This is a genomic window from Variovorax paradoxus (assembly GCF_009498455.1).
Classification (GTDB): domain Bacteria; phylum Pseudomonadota; class Gammaproteobacteria; order Burkholderiales; family Burkholderiaceae_C; genus Variovorax; species Variovorax paradoxus_H.
The window spans coordinates 6,940,377-6,961,074 of record NZ_CP045644.1; the positions used below are offsets into that span (position 1 = coordinate 6,940,377).

The window sequence follows — 20,698 nt, forward strand, 5'->3', positions numbered from 1 at the left end:
CTCCCTGAGGCGCCCGGTGCGCAGGTGCGCCAAGGCGGTGCTTCCGGGCATCCGATCGCCCGTTTCCGACGCGTTCAACCACCATTTCGACTGGCACGCAATCTGCTAATACCCTGAGCGGATATTTCACATATCTTACTAATATATTTAGAAACCAAGCCTTCAGACCCTGGTTCCACCCGCTGTCCGCAGCGCCCTTTCTCTTCTTTTTCGAGGTACACGTTCATGAGCAATCCCCGCTGGCAAGGCATCTTCCCCGCCATCACCACCAAGTTCCACGCCGACGAAAGCATCGACGCCGAGGGCACCGCCCGCCACATCGACTTCCAGATCCGCAACGGCATCCACGGCCTCGTCACCTGCGGTTCGCTCGGCGAAGCCAGCACGCTGACGCTCGAAGAAAAACTGCAGGTCGCGAAGATCGCCCTGGAAGCCGCCGATGGCCGCATCCCCGTGCTGGCCAACGTGTCGGAAACCAGCACCCGCGAAGCCCTGCGCTACGTGGACGGCGCCAACAAGCTGGGCGTGGCCGGCTACATGGTCATGCCCTCGGTGATCTACGTGGCCGACGCGCGCGAAGCCATGCTCAACGTGCGCACCATCGCCAACGCGGCCCAGAAACCCATCATGGTCTACAACAACCCGGTGGCCTACCGCGTGGACCTGAAGCCCGAGCACATGGTCGAGCTGGCCGACTGCGAGTGGATCGCGGCCATCAAGGAGAGCACCGACAACATCCGCCGCATCACCGACCTGCGCAACACGGTGGGCGACCGCTACCAGCTGTTCCTGGGCGTGGACGACCTGGCCTACGAAGGCCTCGCCCTGGGCTGCGACGGCCTGCTGGCCGGTGTCGGCTGCGCCTTCCCGCGCGAGACGGTGGCGCTGTACGACCTGATGAAGGCCGGCAAGTTTGCCGAGGCGCTCAAGCTCTACCAGTGGATGACGCCGATGCTGCATCTGGACGTGTCGACCAAGCTGGTGCAGAACCTCAAGCTCATCGACCTGCTGGTCGGCGTGGGCACCGAGCACATGCGCCGCCCGCGCCTGCCGCTCATCGGCGAAGAGCGCGCCTTCATCGAGAAGGTCGTCGCCAAGGCGCTGGCCACGCGTCCCACGCAGTACCAGTCGGTCGCCTGACTCTTTCGCACGACGCACCGAAGGCCCAGAACACCATGCAAGAAAACGCCTTGAAAGAACGCGGCGGCCTGTCCCGCCGCGTGCTCGACGCGTCGGACTTTGTCCTGCGCTGCGAGCGCCACCTGCTCAGCAGCCTGATGGGGTTGCTCATCGTGCTGGTGCTGCTGAACGTGGTCACGCGCTACGGCGGCTTTCCGATCTACTGGGTGGACGAGGCGTCGGTGTACTGCGTGGTCTGGCTCACCTTCATCGGTGCGTCGGCGATGACGCGGCTGCGCCTGGACTTTGCGGTGACGCTGCTCACCGACAAGCTCGGCGCCCGGGCCGTGCGCATCGCCAAGGCCGGCGCCTCGGGCTGCGTGCTGCTGCTCGGGCTGGCCCTGCTCGCGATGTGCTGGCTGTGGATGGACCCGGCCGGCATCGTGCGCCACGGCTTCGACGCGAAGGAGTTCGCGGCCGAGAGCTTCAACTTTCTCTACACCGAGCGCACGCAGACGCTCGACTGGCCGACGTGGCTGGTGCAGCTCATCCTGCCGATCTTCTCGCTCACCCTCAGCGTGCATGCGCTGGCCAACCTCCTCGAAGACCTCGGCCTGCAGCCCAAGCGCACGCATGACGAGTTCCATGTCGCCAACGCGGACGCCGTGAACTGAAATGCTGACCTCTGCCTTTTTCCTGCTGATCATGCTGGTCGGCGTGCCGATCGGTGCCTGCCTGTGCCTGTCGGGCATCGTCTACATCCTCAACTCGGGCGACACGGTGCTGTTCCAGTCGTTCCCGGTGCAGATGTTCGGCGGCGTCGACAGCTACAGCCTCATTGCGATTCCGCTGTTCATCCTCATCGGCGAGATCATGAACGGTGGCGGCATCACAAAGCGGCTGGTCGACCTCGCGCTGGCCTTCATCGGCTCGGTGAAGGGGGGCCTGGCCTACGTGAACATCCTGGCGAACATGCTGGTGTCGTCGATCATCGGATCGGCCACCGCGCAGGTGGCGATCATGAGCCAGATCATGGTGCCCGAGATGGAGAAGCAGGGCTACGACAAGACCTTCGCGGCCGGCATCACGGTGTACGGCGGCATGCTCGGCCCGATCATTCCGCCCTCGGTGATGTTCGTGGTGTACAGCGTGCTCGCGCAGGTGGCGGTGGGCGACATGCTCATCGCCGGGATCATTCCCGGCGTGATCCTCACGGTGCTGTTCTTCATCGTCATCGCCTGCATGGGCCTGATCTACAACTACCCGCGCACCGAGAAGCGCACCGTCAGGCAGCGGCTGCACACGATCCTCACGGCCTGCCCGACGCTGCTCATTCCGATCGTGATCGTCGGCTCCATTCTTGGCGGCCTGGCCAACCCCACCGAATCGGCGGCGGTGGGCGCGGTGGCCGCGGTGCTGGTGGGTCGCTACGTGACCAAGGAATTCCGCTTCGCGATGATTCCGCAGATCCTGCTGAAGTCGGCGATCTACTCGGCGGTGGTGCTGTTCCTGGTGGCGGCGGCCGCGGTGTTCTCGTGGCTGCTGATCTACGGCAAGGTGCCGCAGGCCACCGCCGCGTGGATCCAGACCGTGGCCAAGGACCCGATTGCCTTCCTGCTGCTGGTGAACGTGATCCTGCTGGTGATCGGCACCGTGATCGACGGCATCCCCGGGCTGATCATGACCGTGCCGATCCTGCTGCCCATTGCGACCGAAATCTACGGCATCGACCCGCGCCACTTCGGCGTGGTGGTGGTCATCAACCTCGTGCTCGGGTTGATGACGCCGCCGGTGGGGCTGAGCTTCTTCGTGGCGTCGGCGGTGACGGGTGCCAAGCCCGGAAAGATGTTCATCGTCACGCTGCCCTTCTTCCTGATCTGCTGTGCGGCGCTGGTGCTGCTGTCGCTGTTCCCGAGTCTGTCTCTCGCGCTCCTCAAGTAAGCGCCGATCCGCTTTCCCGTTCCTTCACTTCACCTCACCCACCGGAGCTTCGCATGCCTCTCTCCCGCCGCCAGTTCGTCCAGGCCGCCGCCGGCACCGCTGCCGCATCGACCGCCCTCTTCGGCACCGTGTCGCGTGCCGCCGCCGCCAAGGAATTCCGCCTGGGCCTCATCACGCCCGCGGGGCACTCGTGGAACCGCGCCGCGGTGAGCTTCGGCGAGGCGCTGAAGAAGGCCACCGACGGCCGCCTGAGCGCCACGGTGTTCCACTCGGGCCAGCTCGGCAACGAGTCGGCCATGATGCAGCAGCTGCAGTCGGGCGCGCTCGACATGGGCTGGATCCAGGCGGCCGAACTCGGCTCGCGCGTGGCGAGCGTGGCGGCCATCAACGCGCCCTACCTCGTGCGCTCGACCACCAACGTCGCTTCGCTCGTGCGCACGCCCGCGGCGCTCAAGCTGCTCGACGTGCTGCCGCGCGAGACCGGCACCATCGGCCTGGGCTGGGGCATCACCGGCATGCGCGTGGTGTTCGCGACCAAGGACATCGCCTCGCCCACCGACCTGAAGGGCATGAAGCTGCGCATCAACCCCACGCCGGTGTACCGCGACTTTTATCAACTGCTGGGCGCCGCGCCCACGCCCATTCCCACGCCGGGCGTGTTCGACGCCATGTCCAACGGCCAGGTCGACGGGCTCGAAGCCGACATCGAGTTCTCGTGGAACCAGCGCTTCGACCGCGTCGCGAAAACCCTGCTGCCGATGAACGCGCTGTTCATGCCCTTCGCGCCGCTGGTGTCGGGCCGCATCTGGCAGACGCTCGACGCGAAGGACAAGGCGCTCATCACCGACCTCGTGAAGCAGCAGCTCGACGCGCAGATCAAGGACATCGTGACCACCGAGCTCGGCCTCATCGACAAGTTCAAGGCCAGCGGCATCGCGTTCAAGAGCGCCAGCAACTACAACCCCGCGCCGGTCATCGCCGAGTTCGACAAGATCTGGCTGCCCAAGGCGCCACAGATCGCCGAGCTGCGCAAGATCGGCGCGGCGCTCTGACGACGGCTCAAGGCCCCGATTCCCAAGAGCGGTGCACACCGCACACGCCTTGGGCGGGCCACGCACCTCAGTGATTCACCGGAAGGGTTCGCACCAATCGCGTGCGGGCACCGTTTTTGCTTGAATGCCGAAGCATTCACATTTCGGAACCTTCATGAACAAGCGTCACCTGCTCCAGTCCTTCCTCGCCGCCTCGGCCCTCAGCTTTGGCCTGTCTTCGGCCTTTGCCCAGAGCCCGACGCCGATCAAGTTCCAGCTCGACTGGCGTTTCGAAGGTCCGGCCGCGCTGTTCCTGCATCCGGCGGCCAAGGGCTACTTCAAGGCCGCCGGCCTGGACGTGACCATCGACGCCGGCAACGGCTCGGGCGGCACCGTGACGCGCGTGGCCTCGGGCGCCTATGACATGGGCTTTGCCGACCTCGCGGCGCTGATGGAGTTCCACGCCAACAACCCCGACAGCCCGAACAAGCCGGTCGCCGTGATGATGGTCTACAACAACACGCCGGCCTCGGTCATGGCGCTCAAGAAGAGCGGCATCACCAAGCCGGCCGACCTCGCCGGCAAGAAGCTCGGCGCGCCGGTGTTCGACGCGGGCCGCCGCGCGTTCCCGATCTTTGCGAAGGCCAACAACGTCGGCGCCGTGAACTGGACCGCCATGGACCCGACGCTGCGCGAAACGATGCTGGTGCGCGGCGACATCGACGCCATCACGGGCTTCACCTTCACCTCGCTGCTCAACCTGGAAGCGCGCGGCGCCAAGGCGTCCGACGTGGTCGTCCTGACCTACCCCGACTACGGCGTGAAGCTGTACGGCAACGTCATCATCGCCTCGCCCAAGCTGCTCAAGGACAACCCCGCGGCGGTGAAGAAGTTCCTCTCGGCCTTTGCCAAGGGCGCCAAGGAAGTCATCGCCAACCCGGCAGTGGCCATCGAGTCGGTGAAGGCGCGCGACGGCATCATCGACAGCAAGCTCGAGACGCGCCGCCTGCAGCTGGCCATCGACACCGTCATCAACAGCGCCGACGCGCGCAGCGAAGGCTTCGGTGCCGTCAATGCGGGCCGCATGTCGCTCATGGCTTCGCAGGTGTCGGACGCCTTCAACACCAAGACGCGCGTGAGCCCCGACGCCGTGTGGACCGCAACCATGCTCCCGCCCGCGGCTGAGCTCAGCGGAATCCTGCGCAAGTGATGGCGGCCGGCGCAACGGCACCCGACGCAGCCGCCCCCTTCGTCGATTTCCAGGACGTCTGGCTCGCCTACAACGAAGAGCTGCTGCGCGCCAACCACTTCGCGGTCGAGGCCATCGACCTGAAGGTGACACGCGGCGAGTTCATCGCCATCGTCGGCCCCTCGGGCTGCGGCAAGTCGACCTTCATGAAGCTCACCACGGGGCTGAAGATGCCTTCGATGGGCAAGATCCGCATCGACGGCCAGCCCGTGACCGGGCCGCTGAAGATTTCCGGCATGGCCTTCCAGGCGCCCTCGCTGCTGCCGTGGCGCACCACGGTCGACAACGTGCTGCTGCCGCTGGAAATCGTCGAGCCCTACCGCTCGAACTTCAAGGCCAAGCGCAAGGAGTACGTCGAACGCGCCCGCCGCCTGCTGCAGAAGGTGGGCCTGGGCGGCTACGAGGACAAGTTTCCGTGGCAGCTCTCGGGCGGCATGCAGCAGCGCGCGAGCATCTGCCGCGCGCTCATCCACGAGCCCAAGATGCTGCTGCTCGACGAGCCCTTCGGCGCGCTCGACGCATTCACGCGCGAAGAGCTGTGGTGCATCCTGCGCGACCTCTGGACCGAGCAGCAGTTCAACGTGATCCTGGTCACGCACGACCTGCGCGAGTCGGTGTTCCTGGCCGACACGGTGTACGTGATGAGCAAGAGCCCGGGACGCTTCGTGGTGAAGCGCGAGATCGACCTGCCGCGTCCACGCGAGCTGGAGCTGACCTACACCAAGGAGTTCACCGACATCGTGCTTGAGTTGCGCAGCCACATCGGCGCGATCCGCGGCAACGCCGCCACCTCCGCTGCGGCGGCCACGCACTGAGGACGCGGCAATGAACAACAGCAAACAACTCGAACGCTGGTCGCCCTGGCTGCTGCTCGTGGCGGTGCTCCTGCTGTGGCAGGTGATCTGCGCGGGCTTCGGCGTGTCGGACTTCATCTTTCCAAGCCCGCTGCGCATCTGGGAGCAGTTCTGGGAGTTCAAGGCCATCATCGCGGGCCACGCGTGGCGCACCTACTGGGTCACGATGGCGGGCTTCGGCCTGGCGATCGTGGTGGGCGTGCTCATGGGCTTCGTCATCGGCAGTTCGCGCCTGGCCTATGCAGCGATCTACCCGCTCATGACGGCCTTCAACGCACTGCCCAAGGCGGCCTTCGTGCCGATCCTGGTCGTGTGGTTCGGCATCGGCATCGGGCCGGCGATTCTCACGGCGTTCTTGATCAGCTTCTTCCCGATCATGGTGAACATCGCGACCGGCCTGGCCACGCTCGAACCCGAGCTGGAAGACGTGCTGCGCGTGCTGGGCGCCAAGCGCTGGGACGTGCTCATCAAGATCGGCCTGCCGCGCTCCATGCCCTACTTCTTCGGCTCGCTGAAGGTGGCGATCACGCTGGCCTTCGTCGGCACCACGGTGTCGGAGATGACGGCCGCCAACGAGGGCATCGGCTACCTGCTGATCTCGGCCGGCTCGGCCATGCAAATGGGCCTGGCCTTCGCGGGCCTGATGGTGGTGGGCGCGATGGCGATGGTCATGTACGAACTCTTCAGCCTGATCGAAAAGCACACGACCGGCTGGGCGCATCGCGGGTCGCAGAACCAATAAATAATGGGGGCATGACTCCCGAACAGATCACCCGCGCGCTGCGTCGCGCCGACGCCGTGGCGCGACGCGCCATGGCCATGGGCCGCCACCCCTTCGGCGCCGTGCTCGTCGCGCCCGACGGCGAGACCATCCTCGCCGAGCAGGGCAACATCGACACGGTGCATCACGCGGAGGCCACGCTCGCGCGCCACGCGGCGCAGAACTGGCCGGCCGCGTACCTGTGGCAGTGCACGCTGGTGACCACCTTCGAGCCCTGCGCCATGTGCGCGGGCACGAGCTACTGGGCCAACATCGGGCGCATCGTGTACGGCGCGGAAGAATCCGCGCTGCTCGCACTCACCGGCGACCACCCCGAGAACCCGACGCTGAGCCTGCCCTGCCGCGAGGTCTTCGCGCGCGGGCAGAAGCCGGTCGAGGTGATCGGCCCGGTGCCCGAGGTGGCCGAGGAGATGATCGCGACGCACCGGGGGTTCTGGGAATCGCGCTAGTGGGCCCGCACCGCCTGTTCGCGCGGCGCGGATCGCCGGTCAGGGCTCGGACGCATGTCTGATCCCCACTCTTACCTTGACGTCCTCGCACGGGTTCTGGCGCTGCCGCTGTCCGAAGGGTTTGTGTCTTCCGACGAGCGCTTTCATGCGGCATCGGCGGGTGCGGACGCGCTGATCGTCGACGTCGAGCAGCGCCGCTACCACCGCGTGTTTGATGCGCGGCCGCTGGGCTTCGAGGACACGGCGCACGACGGCGTCGCGCAGGCCTCGCTGCAGATTGAACACAGCGATGGCGTTCGCACGATCGCGCTGGCCGCGCAGGACGACAGCTTCTGGACGCCCCTGCCCGAACCGCGCGTGACCGGCCTGCCGCGCATCGTGCAGCGGCACGACACGTCGTGGACGTCTCCGGCGCCGCCGCCTTCAGATGCCCCCCAGCGAACCAGCATCACCGACTGGCTGGGATCGCTGGTCGCGCTGGCGGTGCTGGCCTTCTTTGCCGCCTTCGGCTTCAACGCGCTGCGCTGGTCGTTGGAGGGCGGTTGGAACCTGCTGTGGCTGCTGGTGGGGCTGCCGGTGTTTCCGATCTTCGGCGTGCTGACGCTGGTGGCCGTCTACACCCTCGTGCGAAGCGCCGTGCCGCAGCCAAGGCGCCGGGCGCTCGAAGCGATTCACATCAGTCGCGATGAAAGCTTTCGCCTCGGCGAACCGATGGCGTTCCGGGTCGATGCCGTGGTGCCGGCATCGGTGGACGGCCAACCCACGCAGGCACCACCGCAGATCATCGCGGACCTCATCGTCCAGACCCTGAACGATCCGGTGGATGGCGATTGGTCGTTGAAAGATCAGTTCTGGGGCGCGGGCCGCGCTGACGTCGTTCCATCCACGCTCACCGGCACGGGCGAACGCCGCGTGCACTATGTCGGCACCGTGACGGCCACGCGCAGGACACCGCGCGAGGCGCAGGAACGCTGGTACCTGGCGTTGTCCACCAGCCGGGAAATGGGTGTCGCGCCCTTTCACATCGCCAACGTCGCCACGCCTGCGTTGGTCGTCCCCTACCAGATGGTGCAGCCGCCGGACCGCCACGCACAAATCGACGCCTTGCTGCTAAACACAGGATCGGACCTGATCCACAAGGCCTACAACGGCGAAGACGGCACAGCGCTGTGCGACGACTTCACGCCCGAGGAGTGCCGCGCAGTGTTCACGATCGACGCTCATGCGCTGGTGGATCACGCGATGGCCACCCGTTGGTACGAAGGCAGGATCAGGACCGAGCGAGTCAGCAGCGATGGCTGCTTCTACATGCTGAAGGAAGGCCCGACCTACCAGCTGATGTACACCGAACGCCACGACACCGTGACGGTGTACGAGTCCCCCGATCTGCGCAGCGTGGTGGGGCGCTACCTGGTCGCAGAGCATCTGTTTGTCGACCAGCTGCCGGGTGCGGAAACGATGAAGGTGCTGCGGCCCCGCTTCTACTGATCCAGCAGCAACGACGCCTCATCCCGCCAATAAGCCACCGCCGCCAGCCACCCTTCCCACACGCACCCATTGCAGCCACGCCCGCAACAGGTGGTCGGCTCCGGCGGCGGCGCACGCATCGCAATGCCTTCGGCATCAAGCATCGCCTGCACGCGCGCAATCAACGCTTGCGCACCGACAAGGTTCGTGGGTTCGGGCAGCCGGTCGATGGCATTCATGGCAGACGGTTCTTCTTCACGCATCGAGATTCATCAACTCGAGCCGCATCTTCGCGCCGCCCGATTCGCACGACCCGATGCTCAACTGGCCACGGTGCAGCCGCGCCACCTCGGCCACGAGGTGCAGGCCCAGCCCGGCGCCGCGGCCGCGCGGCACGAGCCGGTGGAACGGCGCCACCACGCGCTCGCGGTCGGCCTCGGGAATGCCGGGGCCCGAGTCGCGCACCTCGATGCACGAGGGCTCGCACAGCCGCACCTGGATGTCGCAGCCCGGCCCGCCGTGTTCGATGGCGTTCTGGATCAGGTTGGTGAGCGCGCGTTCGAGCGAGGGCGCGTCGCCGCGCACCGTGAGCGGCTGCGGCGCATCGACCGACATTGTGCAGCGGCTGCGGATCGCCAGCGGCGCGATGTCGGCCGCCACGCGCTCGCAGAGCGACTTCAGTTCGACCTGCTGGTCCAGCGACAGGCCGTGGTCGAGCCGCTGCAGATCGAGCAGCTGCTCGGCCAGCGTGGCGAGCCGCGCCGAGGCCTGCATCAGCTTCATCTTCAGCGGATCGTTCGGCAGGCCTTCGAGATGGATCTGCAGCGTGGTGATCGGCGTGCGCAGCTCGTGCGCGGCATCGGCCAGAAAGCGCTCCTGCCGGTCGTAGCCTTCGTTGAGCCGGTCGAAGGCGCGGTTGACCGCATTGACCAGCGGGCGGATCTCGCTTGCCACGTTGGCCAGCGGCAGGCGCGTGGTGCGCTCGTGCACATCGATGCCTTCGGCATGCTCCGCCGTGGCCACGACGCCCTTCAGGCCGCGCTTCACCACGAAGGGCGTCGCCAGGATCACGCCCAGGCAGGTCACGAGCGCCATCGGCGCCACCAGGAAAAGGAAGGCGATGCCGGTGCCCTTGAGCGTGTTCTCCAGCGTGAGCGGGCCGCCGGTCTGCGCCATGACGGCCACGGGGCCCGCGCGCGATTCGACGCGTTCGAAGCGGGCCTTGGGCCGCGTGCCGTCGGCCTCGGGGTCGATGGCCATGCGGTCGGTGCCGTCGAGCGCACCGAGCAGCCGCAGGTAGGCGGGCGGCACCTCGCCGTGGCGCAGCTGGCCCCCGCGCGGGTCGCGCACGATGAACCAGAACTGCGGATCGGCCTTCTGCAGCCGCTCCAGCGCGCTCGTGGGCTCGGCCACCAGGTGGCCGGCGGCGTCGCGCGTCAGGGCGCGCTGGATCGATGCCACCGTCTCCTGGCCGTTCTCGTCGACCACGCGGCCCAGCGCCCAGGCCAGCCAGAGGAAGCCGCCCATCACCAGCAGGCCGACCACGACCTGCAAGAGGATGAGGCTCCAGATCAGCCGCCAGCGCAGCGAAAGCAGGCTGAAGCTCATCGGAATGCCTTCGTGCTTCGCACGGCGGTGCGAGCTTGCTTGGGGCGGCCCGGCGCTGCACTCATGCAAACGACGGCGCACACATGAGGTAGCCCACACCGCGGATCGCATGGATCTCGACCTGCGCGCCGGCCTTGTCGAGCTTGGAGCGCAGGCGCGAGACATGCGTGTCGAGCGCGTTCGACTGGATGTCGTCCTTGTGGCCGTACACGCGGTCTTGCAAGGCTTCACGCAGCACGGTGCGGCCACGGTGTTCGAGCAAGGTCTCGAGCACGAGCAGTTCGCGCCGCGGCAGCGTGAGGCAGGCCTCGCCGACGTGGGCCTGGCGCGTGTGGTGGTCGAAGCGCAATTGCCCGAGCGTCATGATGAAGTTGGCGCGCACCGCGGGGCGCCGCGCCAGTGCGCGCACGCGCGCCAGCAGCTCGTCCATCGAGAAGGGCTTGGCCAGGTAGTCGTCGGCGCCGCCGTCGAGGCTCAGCACGCGCTCGGCCACGTCGGTCATGGCGGTGAGCACAAGCACGGCGCAGGCGATGTGGTTCTGGCTCAAGAATGAGACGAGCGAAAGGCCGTCGCCGTCGGGCAACCCGCGGTCGAGCACGACCACGTCGTAGGGCGCGCCGAGCGCGGCCTCCTCGGCCGCGCGCAGCGAGCTCGCCACATCGACCACCGCCTGGTTCTGGCGCAGCGCCGACGCGAGCGCCTGCGCCAGGTCGGCTTCGTCTTCGACAAGCAGGATTCTCATTTGGGGGGATCGACAAGGGACGGGACAGGCGCATGATTCTAGAGAGCCCTCACACGAGCCCACGCAATGTTCACGCAATGCAGGCGCCTACGCTGTGGCGCTTCCCTCTCCTGAAAGCGCCTCGGTGACGACCCTCCGCCCGAACTCCGCCGCCCTTCCCGTCACGCCCTGGCACCTGGCGCTGGGGCAGCGGTTCGCCACGCTGTGGGTCGTGAAGATGATCGGCACCACGCTCGGCATCTCGGGTTTCTTCGTCCTGTACTTCTGGGTGATGCACCACCCGCCTTCCGTGCCGACGGTGATGCCGCTCACGGCCATCGACCACTGGGTCGGCGTGAGCGACGACGCGATGCTGCTGTACAGCTCGCTGTGGGTCTACATCTCATTGGCACCGGCCTTCACAAAGAACAAGGCCGAGCTGTGGGCCTGCGCACGCGGGGCCGCGCTCATGGCGGCCATCGGGCTGGCGGTGTTCTGGTGCTTTCCGACGGTGGTGCCGAGCTTTGCGATCGACTGGTCGCAGTACCCGGCGCTGCAGTTCCTCAAGAGCGCCGATGCGGGCGGCAATGCCTTCCCGTCGCTGCATGTGGCCTTCGCCGTGTTCGCGGCCGTGTGGCTCGGCCGCCAGCTGCGCAGCGTGCGGGCGCCCGCGTGGACGCTGTGGGTGAACGGGCTGTGGGCCGTGGGGATCGTCTATTCGACGCTGGCCACGCGCCAGCACGTGCTGCTCGACGTGCTCGGCGGTGTGCTGCTGGCGGGGCTGGTGTGCTGGCGTCGCACGCCGCGTACGCGGCTGGTGCTGGCCGAGGCGTGAGCGCCGTCGGTTACCAAAAGATCCAGAGGGCGAGGCCGCCGAAGATCGTCCACTTGACCAGGTAGTACGCGCGCTTGTCCCAGGCCTTCAGGCGCTTGCCGACCACGCGGATCTGGTAGATGTACTTGAAGGCGCGGTTCAGGCCGCCCGTCTTGTCGCCTGCGTCGTTGGGCGACGCGGCAGCGGCCAGCAGGTTCTTCGCGAACCAGCGGTTCACGACGCTGGCCCAGCGGTACTTCAGCGGGCGCTCGATGTCGCAGAACAGGATCACGCGGTCGTGGTCGGTGGTGTTCTCGGCGTAGTGGATGTAGGTCTCGTCGAACACCACGGCCTCGCCGTCGCGCCAGTGGTAGCGCTGGCCGTCCACGTCGATGTAGCAGCCCTCGACGCCCGGCGTCCACAGGCCCAGGTGGTAGCGCAGTGAGCCCGCAAACGGGTCGCGGTGGCGCACGAGGCGGCTGCCCGGGGGCAGCTCGGCGAACATCGCGGCCTTGATGGTGCCGATGCCCTTGAGCAGTTCGGTGGTGCGCGGGCACAGCACGGCGGCCGAGGGGTGCGCCTCGTCGTACCACTTCAGGTAGAAGCGCTTCCAGCCGCTCTTGAAGAAGGAGTTGAAGCCCACGTCGTTGAACTGGCTCGAGGCCTTGATGCTGCCGCCGTTGCGCATGGCGAGCGCTTCTTCGCGGATCACTTCCCAGTTTTCCTCAAGGATGCGCATCTCGGGGAACTCGGCGGGCGACAGGTACGGCGTACCGGGCACCTTCGAGAAAAGGTACATGAAGACGTTCAGCGGCGCCAGGAAGGTCGAGTGATCAGAGAGCTGTCTGAAGAACTTGTGCCGGACCTGGCCGCGGAAGTGAACGTAGAGTGCGCTGAGCACGAAGATGGCAAGAATGACCCACTTCATTGGTGAAAGTGTCCTGTAGACGAGCGCCGGGGGAGCCGGCTAGTGTAAATCGTTGCCCCGGAACAGGCCCGGCCGGGGCCTTTCCCCCGGGCTCAGGCGCTCACCAGCAAGGGCTGCGGCACGTCGGCCTGCGCCAGCGGCAGCCGCACCCTGGCCCGCAAGCCCCCGCCCAGGGCCTCGTCGAGCACGACGTTGCCGCCATGCCGGTCGACCACCGACTTGACGATCGCCAGGCCCAGCCCGCTGCCACTTTGCGTCTGGTCGGGGTTGCGGAAGAAGCGGTCGAACACGCGCTCGCGCAGCGCGGGCGGAATGCCCGGTCCGGTGTCGGCCACGGTCAGCAACGCCTGGGCGCCCTCGCGCGCCACCTGCACCATCACGGTGGCGCCGCAGGGGCTGTACTTGATGGCGTTGTCGATCAGGTTGTCGATCATGGAGACCAGGCTCTCGCGCTCGCCGAGCACCGGCACGGCGTCGTCGCACACCAGCTCGAGTTCCACGCCGCGTGATCGCGCCACGCCCTCGATCATGGCCAGCCGGTCCTGCACCAGCCCGTCGAGCGACAGCATCACGGGCAGTGCGTTGGTGGCCACCGCGTCGCTGCGCATGAGCTGCAGCAGCTGCCCCACCAGCCGCGCCGCGCGGTCGTTGCTGCGCAGCAGGTTGGCCATGAGCTCGCGCTGGCCCTCGTCGGTGCTCTGCTCTTTCATCGCCTCGACGTTCACGCGCATGGCCGCCAGCGGCGTGCGCAGCTCGTGCGCCGCATCGGCGATGAGGCTGCGCTCGCGCGTGGTGCTGTCGCGCACCCGCAGCAGCAGGCTGTTGATGCTCTGCACCAGCGGCTTGAGTTCCTTGTGCGGCGGCATGTACGACAGCGGCGTCAGGTCGTCGGGGCCGCGCTCGGCGGTTTCGCGGCTCACCTGGCGCCACGGCCGCAGCGCCAGCCGCACCGACAGCCACGCGGGAAAGATGAGAAACGGCAGGCTGATCACCAGCGGCAGCAGGTAGTAGCCGCGCGACAGCACGGTGACGGCCAGCCGCCACACGCTGGGTTCGGCCAGCACCACGCGGGTGTCGGCGATGGGCGAGACCACCGTGCGCGCGCGCCATTCGCGGCCGCCCGCGAGCAGCGTCTCGTTGCGGTCGGGCGCCGAATTCAGCAGCACGGGCACATTGGCGCGCGAGTTGTAGATCAGCTTGCCGTGCTGCCACACCTGCATCACCCCCAAGGCTTCGGTTTGTTCGTCGCCGTCGCTGAGCGCTTCGATGAGCGCGGTGTCGAAGGCTTCGAGCGCCTTGCGTTGCTGCTCGGGCCGGTCCTCCAGCGTCTGCGCGATGGACATCGCGGCATTGAAGATGGTGGTGAACCTCAGCAGCCCGGGGTCCCTGTACGAGTCGTACAGCAGCAGGCCCACGGCCGAGGTCCAGAGCAGCGCAACCACGGTCATCTGCGCCACCAGCAGGCGGCGCATCAGCGACGGCTGGTTCCAGTTCTTCCAGCGCCGCGCCAGCTGGCGCATCATTTCGAGGGGCTCCGCACCAGCGACTGCGTGTCGATCACGTAGCCGATGCCGCGCACCGTGCGGATGTAGCCCTGCCCGATCTTCTTGCGCAGGTTGGAAATGTGCACTTCGAGCGAGTTGCTGCCGTTGGCCTGGCCGCCGGGCAGCACCTGCTCTTCCATCACGCGGCGCGTGACCACGCGGCCCGTGCGCTTGAGCAGCAGCGCGAGCAGGTCGAACTCGCAGCGCGACAGCTCGACCGGATCGCCGTCGACGATCACGCCGCGCGTGGGTTCGTGCAGCGCCAGGCCGCGCATGCGGATCGTCTCGTCGTTGAAGCCGTAGCTGCGGCGCGCCAGGGCCCGCACGCGCGACAGCAGCTCGGCCAGCGCAAAAGGCTTCACGAGGTAGTCGTCGGCGCCGTCGTCCAGGCTGCGCAGGCGGTCGTTGAGCGCATCGCGCGCACTCAGCACCAGCACCGGCAAGATCTGGCGGGTGCGGCGCAGGCGCAGCAGCAGGTCGAGCCCGTCGCCGTCGGGCAGGCCCAGGTCGAGCAGCACCATGTCGAAGGCGCCGTTGTCGAGGGTGCGCAAGGCGTCGTCGAGCCGGCGGACCCACACCACGTCCATGCCCTGGTTGGCGAGCGCGATGCGCACGCCGTTTCCAAGGTCAAGGTCGTCCTCAACAAGCAAAAGATTCATGGGAAGGATTCCAAGCGAACACGCCGGTTCCGGGAGTTCCGGGAAGTGGCCGAAGTATCTGCCACGCCCCTTCGCCCTGCTTCAGGAAGCCTTCATGAAAACCGCTGCGTCGCCGGCCCGACGCCGATGCCCGATACCGCCGCGCCGGCAAGGCCTAGTGCCGCAGCAGCTTGATCAGCGCCGCGAGTTCCTCGCCGCCAAGCCCCGCCGCATCGGCGCGCCGGAACAGGCCCGCGGCAAAGGTCGGGAACTCCGTGTTGATGCCCGCTTCTTGCGCGGTCTGCAGGATGCGCTGCGTGGCCTCGACCGAAATGCGCATCGGGCTCTGCGTGATCGCGAAGTCGCCCGACTGGATGACCGCGCCCTCGTGCTGAAGAAAGCCCGCGAAGGTCGGCATGATGCCGGCCACGATGCGGCCGTACTCCGCCACGTCGAACCCTTCGTGCTCGGCAATGCGTGCGCCGTGCAAGAAGCCGAGCATGGTGCCGTAGATGCTGGAGAGCGTGGCGAGGTCCATCGCCGCGGCGGCGCTGGCCTTCTCGCCCAGGTAGACGATGCCGCCGGCCAGCACTTTCAGCAAGGGCTCGGCCTCGGCAAACACGGCCTGCGCGCCCGACACCAGCAGCGGCGTGTCGGCGCGGCCCATCTGGTCCGGCGCAGCCTGGATCGCGCCTTCGAGGTACGCGGCCCCGTGGCGGTGCGCCCAGGCCTCGGCCTCGCGCGCATCCTTCGGGCTGCCGGTGGTGAGCTGCGCGAGCAGGCGGCCGTCCATGGCGGCCGCCACGCCGTCCATCGCGAAGATCGCGTCGGCGGCGCGGTAGTCGTACACGCACATCACGGCCATGCGGCTCGCGCGCAATGCCTCGGCCGCGCTGTGTGCCAGCACAGCGCCGCGAGCGACCAGCGCGTCGGCCTTGTCGGCCGAGCGGTTCCACAGCGTGACCTTGTAGCCCTGGTCGAGAAAGAGCCGCGCGATGACGACGCCCATCGCGCCCAGGCCGAGAACCGAAACTTCCTTCTTGTTGCTCATGGCAATCCGATGCAGTGGTTGATGACGCCTGCATCGTAGGAATTACACTCCCATAGGGTCAAGTACCTACGATAAAGTAAGGTACTTACCAAATTGGAAGTATTGGAACCACAAGGAGCACCGGATGGCAGCGAAGAAGCCCTACAACTGCGGCATCGGCCCCGCGTTCGAGGTCATCGGCGGCAAGTGGAAAGCCGTCATCCTGTGGGAGCTGCATGCGCAGCCCTACCGCTTCGGCGAGCTGAAGCGGCTGCTGCCCGAGGTCAGCGAAAAGATGCTGATCCAGCAGCTGCGCGAGATGGAAACCGACGGCCTCGTGCACCGCGAGGTGTTCCACGAAGTGCCGCCGCGCGTGGTCTATTCCGAAACGAAACTCGGCGCCACGCTCAATGCGGCGCTGGGGCCGCTGGCCGATTGGGGCGACCGCCATGCCAAGCGCGTGGAGGCGGCGCGCAAGCTGGCCGAGGCGGCGAAGTAAAAAGAGGCCGCAGCCTCAGTCAGCCCAGCCGGTCTCGATTTCGGTCTTCACCTCGGTCATGAGCTTGTGCACCGGGCACTTGCCCGCCACGCGCAGCAGCTCGTCGCGCTGCGCGTCCGTCAGGTCGCCGGTCAGGCGCAGGCCCGACTTCAGGCGGTAGATGCCCTTGCGTTCCTCGCTGTCGTCGCGATCGACCACGACCTCGATGTCTTCCACCGGAATGCCCTTGCGGCGCGCGTAGAGCAGCACCGTGAGCGCCTTGCACGCCGCGAGGGACGCGTCGTACAGGTCGTGCGGCTCGGCACCGCCGTCGCTGCCGCCGCCCGCGGGCGAGGCATCGACCGGGATCTCGTGGTTGCGGATCTTGAGGATGTGGCGCGTGCCGGTGGTGCCGTCGCGGCGGATCGAGAGGGTCATGCCGGTTTCCTTTTGGGCGAGATGAAAAGAGGATTCGGGGCGCGAACCAATGGTAGCCACGGCGTCTGGGCGGCACTCACCGGTCCACCGCCAGCATCAGCGTTTCCTTGATCTCTTCCATCACCACGTAGCTGTGCGACTCGGCCGCCACCGGCAGCTTCTTGAGGATGTCGCCCAGCAGGTGCCGGTACTCGCTCATGCCGCTCAGGCGCGCCTTCACGAGGTAGTCGAAGCTGCCCGACACCAGGTGGCATTCGAGCACCTCGGGCATGTGCAGCAGCTCCTGCTTCACCTTGTCGAACACGTCGCCCGACTTGGCCGAGAGCTTGATCTCCACGAACACCAGCAGCGTCTTTCCCAGCGCCTCGGGCGACACGTGCGCGTGGTAGCCGGTGATGACGCCGTCGCGCTCCATGCGCTTCACGCGCTCGGCGCAGGGCGAGGCCGACAGGCCGATGCGCTCGGCCAATTCGGTCATGGCGATGCGGCCCTGGCGCTGCAGCAGATCGAGGATCTTGCGGTCGATTCGGTCGAGTTCGGACATTTCACTCCGCGCGGGGCATTGGACGATTTTTGGCAGCGATTTTCACCGTCAAACGTCAAAAAACAATGGAATCCACTTCATTGTGCACTTTAGATTCACATCATTCCACTCAGATACGCGAATACACCATGAAAGTCATCGTTCTCGGCGGCGGCGTGATCGGCACCACCACGGCGTACTACCTCGCGCGCTCCGGCGCCGAGGTCACCTTGCTCGACCGGCAGGCCGGCGCGGCCGAGGAAACGAGCTTCGGCAACGCCGGCCAGGTGTCGCCCGGCTACTCAACGCCGTGGGCCGCGCCCGGCATTCCGCTGAAGGCGATCAAGTGGATGTTCCAGAAGCACGCGCCGCTGTCGATCCGTCCCGACGGCACGCTGTTCCAGCTGCGCTGGATGGCCGCCATGCTGCGCAACTGCTCGCCCGAGCGCTACGCGGTCAACAAGGAACGCATGATGCGCGTGGCCGAATACAGCCGCGGCTGCCTGCAGCAGCTGCGCGCCGACACCGGCCTGCAGTACGAACATCGCACCGGTGGCACGCTGCAGCTGTTCCGCACGCAGGCGCAGCTCGACGCGGTGCAGCGCGACATCGCCGTGCTCGAGGAATGCGGCGTGCCTTACGAACTGCTCGACCGCGACGCCCTGGCGCGCGTCGAACCCGGCCTGGCCGGCGCGCGCGACCGCCTCACGGGCGGCCTGCGCCTGCCCAACGACGAAACCGGCGACTGCCACCTGTTCACGCGCGGCCTCGCCGAAATCGCACGCGGCCTGGGCGTCGACTTCCGCTTCGGCCAGACCATCGACGGCCTCGAAACCGACGGCGGCCGCATCACCGGCGTGCGCACCCGCGCCGGCAAGATCCTTACGGCCGACCGCTACGTGATGGCCTTCGGCAGCTACTCCCGCGCCGCCATCGCCTCGCTGGGCCTGGACATTCCGGTGTACCCGGTCAAGGGCTACTCGCTCACCGTGCCGCTGCTCGACGAATCGCTCGCACCGCAATCGACGGTGCTCGACGAAACCTACAAGGTCGCCGTCACGCGCTTCGACAACCGCATCCGCGTGGGCGGCATGGCCGAACTCGGCGGTTTCGACCTGCGCCTGAACCCGGCACGGCGCGCCACGCTCGAAAAGGTCGTGAGCGACCTGTTCCCGGGTGGCGACCTACCGAACGCCAGCTTCTGGACCGGCCTGCGCCCCATGACGCCCGACAGCACGCCCATCGTCGGTGCCACGCGCTACCCCAACCTGTTCCTGAACACCGGCCACGGCACGCTGGGCTGGACCATGGCCTGCGGCTCGGGCAAGCTGATCTCGGACCTCGTGACGGGTCAGCGGCCGGAGATTCGCACGGATGGGTTGGCGATGGACCGCTATGCGCAGGGGCCGTCGCGTGCGGCGCGTCCGAATCCGACGACTGCGCCTGCCTGAGGCTTTGCATTCAGGGCGACGCTCCCGCCGACGGGGCACCTTGCTCCGCGAATGCCCCCGGCCTTCGGCCTCCTCCTTATATTGACCTCAGCCGACAGGCGTCGGCATGCCACGAAGGGCGTTGGCAAGGCACAAGATGGCGGACTCGATCTCATGCGCAGTGAGCGATGCGTAGCCCAGCAGCCAACCCGGCTGCTTGTGCTCGCCAGCGTACAAACGGCTGAGTCCTGGCAACACCACCCCGGCAGCAGCTGCCCGGCGTATGGTGTCTTGCTCCGACCATCCAGGCTCCAGCAGACACGGAACCTGCAGCCCACCCTTTGGACGTGGCGCCGTCACGATTCCCGCCAGGTGTTTGCCGATGGACTCAAGGATGACCTCGCGGCGGCTCGCGTACAGCTTGCGCATGCTTCTCACATGCGCGTTGTAGTGGCCGTCTTCCATGAACCTGGCCAACGTCAGTTGCAAGACCTGCGGGGTGTGGCCATCCATGATGCTTCGTGCGTGAGTGAATGCCTTGACCAACTCTTGCGGCAGGACGATGTATCCCATGCGCAGGCCGGGATAAAGCGTCTTGCTGAATGTGCCGATATAGATCGTCCGTGCGTACTTGTCCAAGCCCTGGACGCAGGCGGTCGGCATGCCGTCATAGTGGAACTCGCTGTCGTAGTCGTCTTCGATGATCCAGCGACCGTTCTCCGCAGCCCAGTGAATCAAGTCCAGACGCCGCTCCAGTGACATGGTGGCCCCGGTGGGGTATTGGTGTGACGGAGTCACATACACGCAGGTTGCGCCGCTGCGGTCTGCTCGCAGCAGATCCGTGCGGATGCCTTGTGCGTCCACGTCAATCGGCGTGATTCGGGCTTCTGCCGACTCGAAAGCCTTCTTGGCCCCAAAGTACCCTGGATTCTCCAGAAGGATCGGCTTGCCTGCATCCACCAGCAGTTGGGCACACAGAAACAGTGCCTGCCGGGTACTGCTCAGCACCAGGATCTGCTCGGGCGAGACCTTGGCGCCACGCTCCAGGTTGAGGTAGGTCGCAATGGCTTCGCGCAGAGGCTTTGCTCCTTGCGGGTCGCCATGCAAAAGCACGCTGGTGCGATAGTCCTTGAGGGCCTGGCGCTGCAAGCGCTCCCACACATCGGTTGGGAAGGTTCGCGTCTCTGGAAGACCCGTGGCAAATGCTTTGATGGTCTGCTGGTCCGAGATTCCCCCGCTTTCGAAGATGAGGTTCCCGCGCCGGCTCAGGCCTCCCCCCGGTGCCTGCGCGCGTCCTTCATGCGCTTGGTATTTCATGCGCCGCCGAGAGTGCCCTCGCAATTCCGCGCCTATGGTCTCTGAAACGTAGCTCCCCGAACCCTGCTGCCGAACGATGAACCCGTCTCGGTGCAGTTGCATGTACGCACTCTCGACCGTGTCGCGCGCGATCCCGAGTAACTCGGCCAGCGCGCGCGTCGCCGGCAGTTTCAGCCCGGGAGGCAAGGCGCCATCAAGGATCAGCTCGCGCATGGCGCGCTGCACCCGTTGGTGCAGATCGAGCAACCGGAACTCCGCATCGTTCATCCGGATGCGCAGCGTCTCCAGTTCGAATGTTTTGCTCATGCGGTCTGCTCCTTGAGGGTCAATGTCCGATA

At 66.8% G+C, this 20,698-nt stretch carries 22 protein-coding genes; 12 read left to right on the forward strand and 10 right to left on the reverse strand.

Translation table 11 applies throughout. The features are described 5' to 3' along the window. Window positions 1–225 precede the first annotated feature (225 nt). The 9 genes from GFK26_RS32210 to GFK26_RS32250 all read left to right on the forward strand — a co-directional run bounded on the left by GFK26_RS32210 (window position 226) and on the right by GFK26_RS32250 (window position 8,912). Window positions 226–1,140: a dihydrodipicolinate synthase family protein gene (locus tag GFK26_RS32210; RefSeq protein WP_153285550.1), complete on the forward strand. Its 915-nt coding sequence runs from the start codon at window positions 226–228 to the stop codon at window positions 1,138–1,140. 35 nt (window positions 1,141–1,175) lie between these two features. Then, a complete protein-coding gene (locus GFK26_RS32215) occupies window positions 1,176–1,793 on the forward strand; it encodes a TRAP transporter small permease (RefSeq protein WP_153285551.1) in 618 nt (205 codons plus the stop codon). Between the two features lies 1 nt (window position 1,794). Beyond that, a complete protein-coding gene (locus tag GFK26_RS32220; RefSeq protein ID WP_153285552.1) occupies window positions 1,795–3,060 on the forward strand; it encodes a TRAP transporter large permease in 1,266 nt (421 codons plus the stop codon). Between the two features lie 53 nt (window positions 3,061–3,113). After that, on the forward strand, window positions 3,114–4,112 hold the full coding sequence (locus GFK26_RS32225) for a TRAP transporter substrate-binding protein (RefSeq protein ID WP_153285553.1): 999 nt from the start codon (window positions 3,114–3,116) through the stop codon (window positions 4,110–4,112). 154 nt (window positions 4,113–4,266) lie between these two features. Beyond that, the gene (locus GFK26_RS32230) at window positions 4,267–5,301 is read left to right on the forward strand and encodes an ABC transporter substrate-binding protein (protein ID WP_153285554.1); all 1,035 of its coding nucleotides are present in this window, start codon (window positions 4,267–4,269) and stop codon (window positions 5,299–5,301) included. Further along, the gene (locus tag GFK26_RS32235) at window positions 5,301–6,155 is read left to right on the forward strand and encodes an ABC transporter ATP-binding protein (RefSeq protein WP_153285555.1); all 855 of its coding nucleotides are present in this window, start codon (window positions 5,301–5,303) and stop codon (window positions 6,153–6,155) included. The genes GFK26_RS32230 and GFK26_RS32235 overlap by 1 nt, the downstream gene beginning before the upstream one ends. Before the next feature lie 10 nt (window positions 6,156–6,165). Then, the gene (locus GFK26_RS32240) at window positions 6,166–6,936 is read left to right on the forward strand and encodes an ABC transporter permease (protein WP_153285556.1); all 771 of its coding nucleotides are present in this window, start codon (window positions 6,166–6,168) and stop codon (window positions 6,934–6,936) included. Window positions 6,937–6,947: 11 nt separating this feature from the next. Continuing rightward, window positions 6,948–7,424: a nucleoside deaminase gene (locus GFK26_RS32245; RefSeq protein WP_153285557.1), complete on the forward strand. Its 477-nt coding sequence runs from the start codon at window positions 6,948–6,950 to the stop codon at window positions 7,422–7,424. Window positions 7,425–7,478: 54 nt separating this feature from the next. Next, the gene (locus GFK26_RS32250) at window positions 7,479–8,912 is read left to right on the forward strand and encodes a hypothetical protein (protein ID WP_153285558.1); all 1,434 of its coding nucleotides are present in this window, start codon (window positions 7,479–7,481) and stop codon (window positions 8,910–8,912) included. Here the strand turns inward: GFK26_RS32250 and GFK26_RS32255 are convergent. The 3 genes from GFK26_RS32255 to GFK26_RS32265 all read right to left on the reverse strand — a co-directional run bounded on the left by GFK26_RS32255 (window position 8,906) and on the right by GFK26_RS32265 (window position 11,241). Beyond that, window positions 8,906–9,130: an oxidoreductase-like domain-containing protein gene (locus GFK26_RS32255; RefSeq protein ID WP_153285559.1), complete on the reverse strand. Its 225-nt coding sequence runs from the start codon at window positions 9,128–9,130 to the stop codon at window positions 8,906–8,908. The genes GFK26_RS32250 and GFK26_RS32255 overlap by 7 nt on opposite strands. Window positions 9,131–9,146: 16 nt before the next feature. Then, entirely contained in the window at window positions 9,147–10,499 is a 1,353-nt protein-coding gene (locus tag GFK26_RS32260; protein ID WP_153285560.1) for a sensor histidine kinase, read from the reverse strand. A gap of 61 nt (window positions 10,500–10,560) precedes the next feature. Further along, window positions 10,561–11,241, reverse strand: a complete 681-nt coding sequence (locus GFK26_RS32265; RefSeq protein ID WP_153285561.1) for a response regulator transcription factor — start codon at window positions 11,239–11,241, stop codon at window positions 10,561–10,563. Between the two features lie 124 nt (window positions 11,242–11,365). Between GFK26_RS32265 and GFK26_RS32270 the strand changes: the two genes are divergently transcribed. Next, window positions 11,366–12,055 (forward strand): phosphatase PAP2 family protein, encoded by a 690-nt coding sequence (locus tag GFK26_RS32270; protein WP_228121829.1) that lies wholly within the window; start codon window positions 11,366–11,368, stop codon window positions 12,053–12,055. 10 nt (window positions 12,056–12,065) lie between these two features. On the opposite strand, the gene lpxO is transcribed toward GFK26_RS32270, so the two are convergent. The 4 genes from lpxO to GFK26_RS32290 form a co-directional block, all read right to left on the reverse strand. Continuing rightward, a complete protein-coding gene (lpxO, locus tag GFK26_RS32275) occupies window positions 12,066–12,962 on the reverse strand; it encodes a lipid A hydroxylase LpxO (RefSeq protein ID WP_153285562.1) in 897 nt (298 codons plus the stop codon). Between the two features lie 92 nt (window positions 12,963–13,054). Continuing rightward, on the reverse strand, window positions 13,055–14,485 hold the full coding sequence (locus GFK26_RS32280; protein ID WP_153285563.1) for a sensor histidine kinase: 1,431 nt from the start codon (window positions 14,483–14,485) through the stop codon (window positions 13,055–13,057). Continuing rightward, window positions 14,482–15,165 carry a response regulator gene (locus GFK26_RS32285; RefSeq protein WP_101489285.1) on the reverse strand — a complete coding sequence of 228 codons (684 nt, stop codon included), beginning with the start codon at window positions 15,163–15,165 and terminating at the stop codon, window positions 14,482–14,484. Before GFK26_RS32285 ends, GFK26_RS32280 begins: the two co-directional genes overlap by 4 nt. A 154-nt stretch (window positions 15,166–15,319) precedes the next feature. After that, a complete protein-coding gene (locus tag GFK26_RS32290; RefSeq protein WP_153285564.1) occupies window positions 15,320–16,195 on the reverse strand; it encodes an NAD(P)-dependent oxidoreductase in 876 nt (291 codons plus the stop codon). A 124-nt stretch (window positions 16,196–16,319) separates the two neighbouring features. Here GFK26_RS32290 and GFK26_RS32295 point away from each other — a divergent pair, with 124 nt between their 5' ends. Further along, complete coding sequence (locus GFK26_RS32295) at window positions 16,320–16,673, forward strand: winged helix-turn-helix transcriptional regulator (RefSeq protein ID WP_153285565.1); 354 nt, start codon at window positions 16,320–16,322, stop codon at window positions 16,671–16,673. A gap of 15 nt (window positions 16,674–16,688) precedes the next feature. Here the strand turns inward: GFK26_RS32295 and GFK26_RS32300 are convergent, their stop codons facing one another. Together GFK26_RS32300 and GFK26_RS32305 are read right to left on the reverse strand one after the other, a co-directional pair. Further along, window positions 16,689–17,090 carry an OsmC family protein gene (locus GFK26_RS32300; RefSeq protein WP_153285566.1) on the reverse strand — a complete coding sequence of 134 codons (402 nt, stop codon included), beginning with the start codon at window positions 17,088–17,090 and terminating at the stop codon, window positions 16,689–16,691. A gap of 76 nt (window positions 17,091–17,166) precedes the next feature. Beyond that, window positions 17,167–17,634, reverse strand: coding sequence for a winged helix-turn-helix transcriptional regulator (locus GFK26_RS32305; RefSeq protein ID WP_153285567.1), 468 nt, complete (start codon window positions 17,632–17,634; stop codon window positions 17,167–17,169). 128 nt (window positions 17,635–17,762) lie between these two features. On the opposite strand from GFK26_RS32305, the gene GFK26_RS32310 reads away from it, so the two are divergent. Continuing rightward, on the forward strand, window positions 17,763–19,064 hold the full coding sequence (locus GFK26_RS32310; RefSeq protein ID WP_153285568.1) for a D-amino acid dehydrogenase: 1,302 nt from the start codon (window positions 17,763–17,765) through the stop codon (window positions 19,062–19,064). Between the two features lie 87 nt (window positions 19,065–19,151). Here GFK26_RS32310 and GFK26_RS32315 read toward each other — a convergent pair whose 3' ends face one another. Beyond that, window positions 19,152–20,666 carry a PLP-dependent aminotransferase family protein gene (locus tag GFK26_RS32315; RefSeq protein ID WP_153285569.1) on the reverse strand — a complete coding sequence of 505 codons (1,515 nt, stop codon included), beginning with the start codon at window positions 20,664–20,666 and terminating at the stop codon, window positions 19,152–19,154. Between the last annotated feature and the right edge of the window lie 32 nt (window positions 20,667–20,698).

What these genes read in the sequence shown, in the direction of transcription:
- GFK26_RS32210 (WP_153285550.1), top strand. Translation starts at nt 226, where the DNA reads ATGAGCAATCCCCGCTGGCAAGGCATCTTCCCCGCCATCACCACCAAG.
- GFK26_RS32215 (WP_153285551.1), top strand. Translation starts at nt 1,176, where the DNA reads ATGCAAGAAAACGCCTTGAAAGAACGCGGCGGCCTGTCCCGCCGCGTG.
- GFK26_RS32220 (WP_153285552.1), top strand. Translation starts at nt 1,795, where the DNA reads ATGCTGACCTCTGCCTTTTTCCTGCTGATCATGCTGGTCGGCGTGCCG.
- GFK26_RS32225 (WP_153285553.1), top strand. Translation starts at nt 3,114, where the DNA reads ATGCCTCTCTCCCGCCGCCAGTTCGTCCAGGCCGCCGCCGGCACCGCT.
- GFK26_RS32230 (WP_153285554.1), top strand. Translation starts at nt 4,267, where the DNA reads ATGAACAAGCGTCACCTGCTCCAGTCCTTCCTCGCCGCCTCGGCCCTC.
- GFK26_RS32235 (WP_153285555.1), top strand. Translation starts at nt 5,301, where the DNA reads ATGGCGGCCGGCGCAACGGCACCCGACGCAGCCGCCCCCTTCGTCGAT.
- GFK26_RS32240 (WP_153285556.1), top strand. Translation starts at nt 6,166, where the DNA reads ATGAACAACAGCAAACAACTCGAACGCTGGTCGCCCTGGCTGCTGCTC.
- GFK26_RS32245 (WP_153285557.1), top strand. Translation starts at nt 6,948, where the DNA reads ATGACTCCCGAACAGATCACCCGCGCGCTGCGTCGCGCCGACGCCGTG.
- GFK26_RS32250 (WP_153285558.1), top strand. Translation starts at nt 7,479, where the DNA reads ATGTCTGATCCCCACTCTTACCTTGACGTCCTCGCACGGGTTCTGGCG.
- GFK26_RS32255 (WP_153285559.1), bottom strand. Translation starts at nt 9,130, where the DNA reads ATGAATGCCATCGACCGGCTGCCCGAACCCACGAACCTTGTCGGTGCG.
- GFK26_RS32260 (WP_153285560.1), bottom strand. Translation starts at nt 10,499, where the DNA reads ATGAGCTTCAGCCTGCTTTCGCTGCGCTGGCGGCTGATCTGGAGCCTC.
- GFK26_RS32265 (WP_153285561.1), bottom strand. Translation starts at nt 11,241, where the DNA reads ATGAGAATCCTGCTTGTCGAAGACGAAGCCGACCTGGCGCAGGCGCTC.
- lpxO (WP_153285562.1), bottom strand. Translation starts at nt 12,962, where the DNA reads ATGAAGTGGGTCATTCTTGCCATCTTCGTGCTCAGCGCACTCTACGTT.
- GFK26_RS32280 (WP_153285563.1), bottom strand. Translation starts at nt 14,485, where the DNA reads ATGATGCGCCAGCTGGCGCGGCGCTGGAAGAACTGGAACCAGCCGTCG.
- GFK26_RS32285 (WP_101489285.1), bottom strand. Translation starts at nt 15,165, where the DNA reads ATGAATCTTTTGCTTGTTGAGGACGACCTTGACCTTGGAAACGGCGTG.
- GFK26_RS32290 (WP_153285564.1), bottom strand. Translation starts at nt 16,195, where the DNA reads ATGAGCAACAAGAAGGAAGTTTCGGTTCTCGGCCTGGGCGCGATGGGC.
- GFK26_RS32295 (WP_153285565.1), top strand. Translation starts at nt 16,320, where the DNA reads ATGGCAGCGAAGAAGCCCTACAACTGCGGCATCGGCCCCGCGTTCGAG.
- GFK26_RS32300 (WP_153285566.1), bottom strand. Translation starts at nt 17,090, where the DNA reads ATGACCCTCTCGATCCGCCGCGACGGCACCACCGGCACGCGCCACATC.
- GFK26_RS32305 (WP_153285567.1), bottom strand. Translation starts at nt 17,634, where the DNA reads ATGTCCGAACTCGACCGAATCGACCGCAAGATCCTCGATCTGCTGCAG.
- GFK26_RS32310 (WP_153285568.1), top strand. Translation starts at nt 17,763, where the DNA reads ATGAAAGTCATCGTTCTCGGCGGCGGCGTGATCGGCACCACCACGGCG.
- GFK26_RS32315 (WP_153285569.1), bottom strand. Translation starts at nt 20,666, where the DNA reads ATGAGCAAAACATTCGAACTGGAGACGCTGCGCATCCGGATGAACGAT.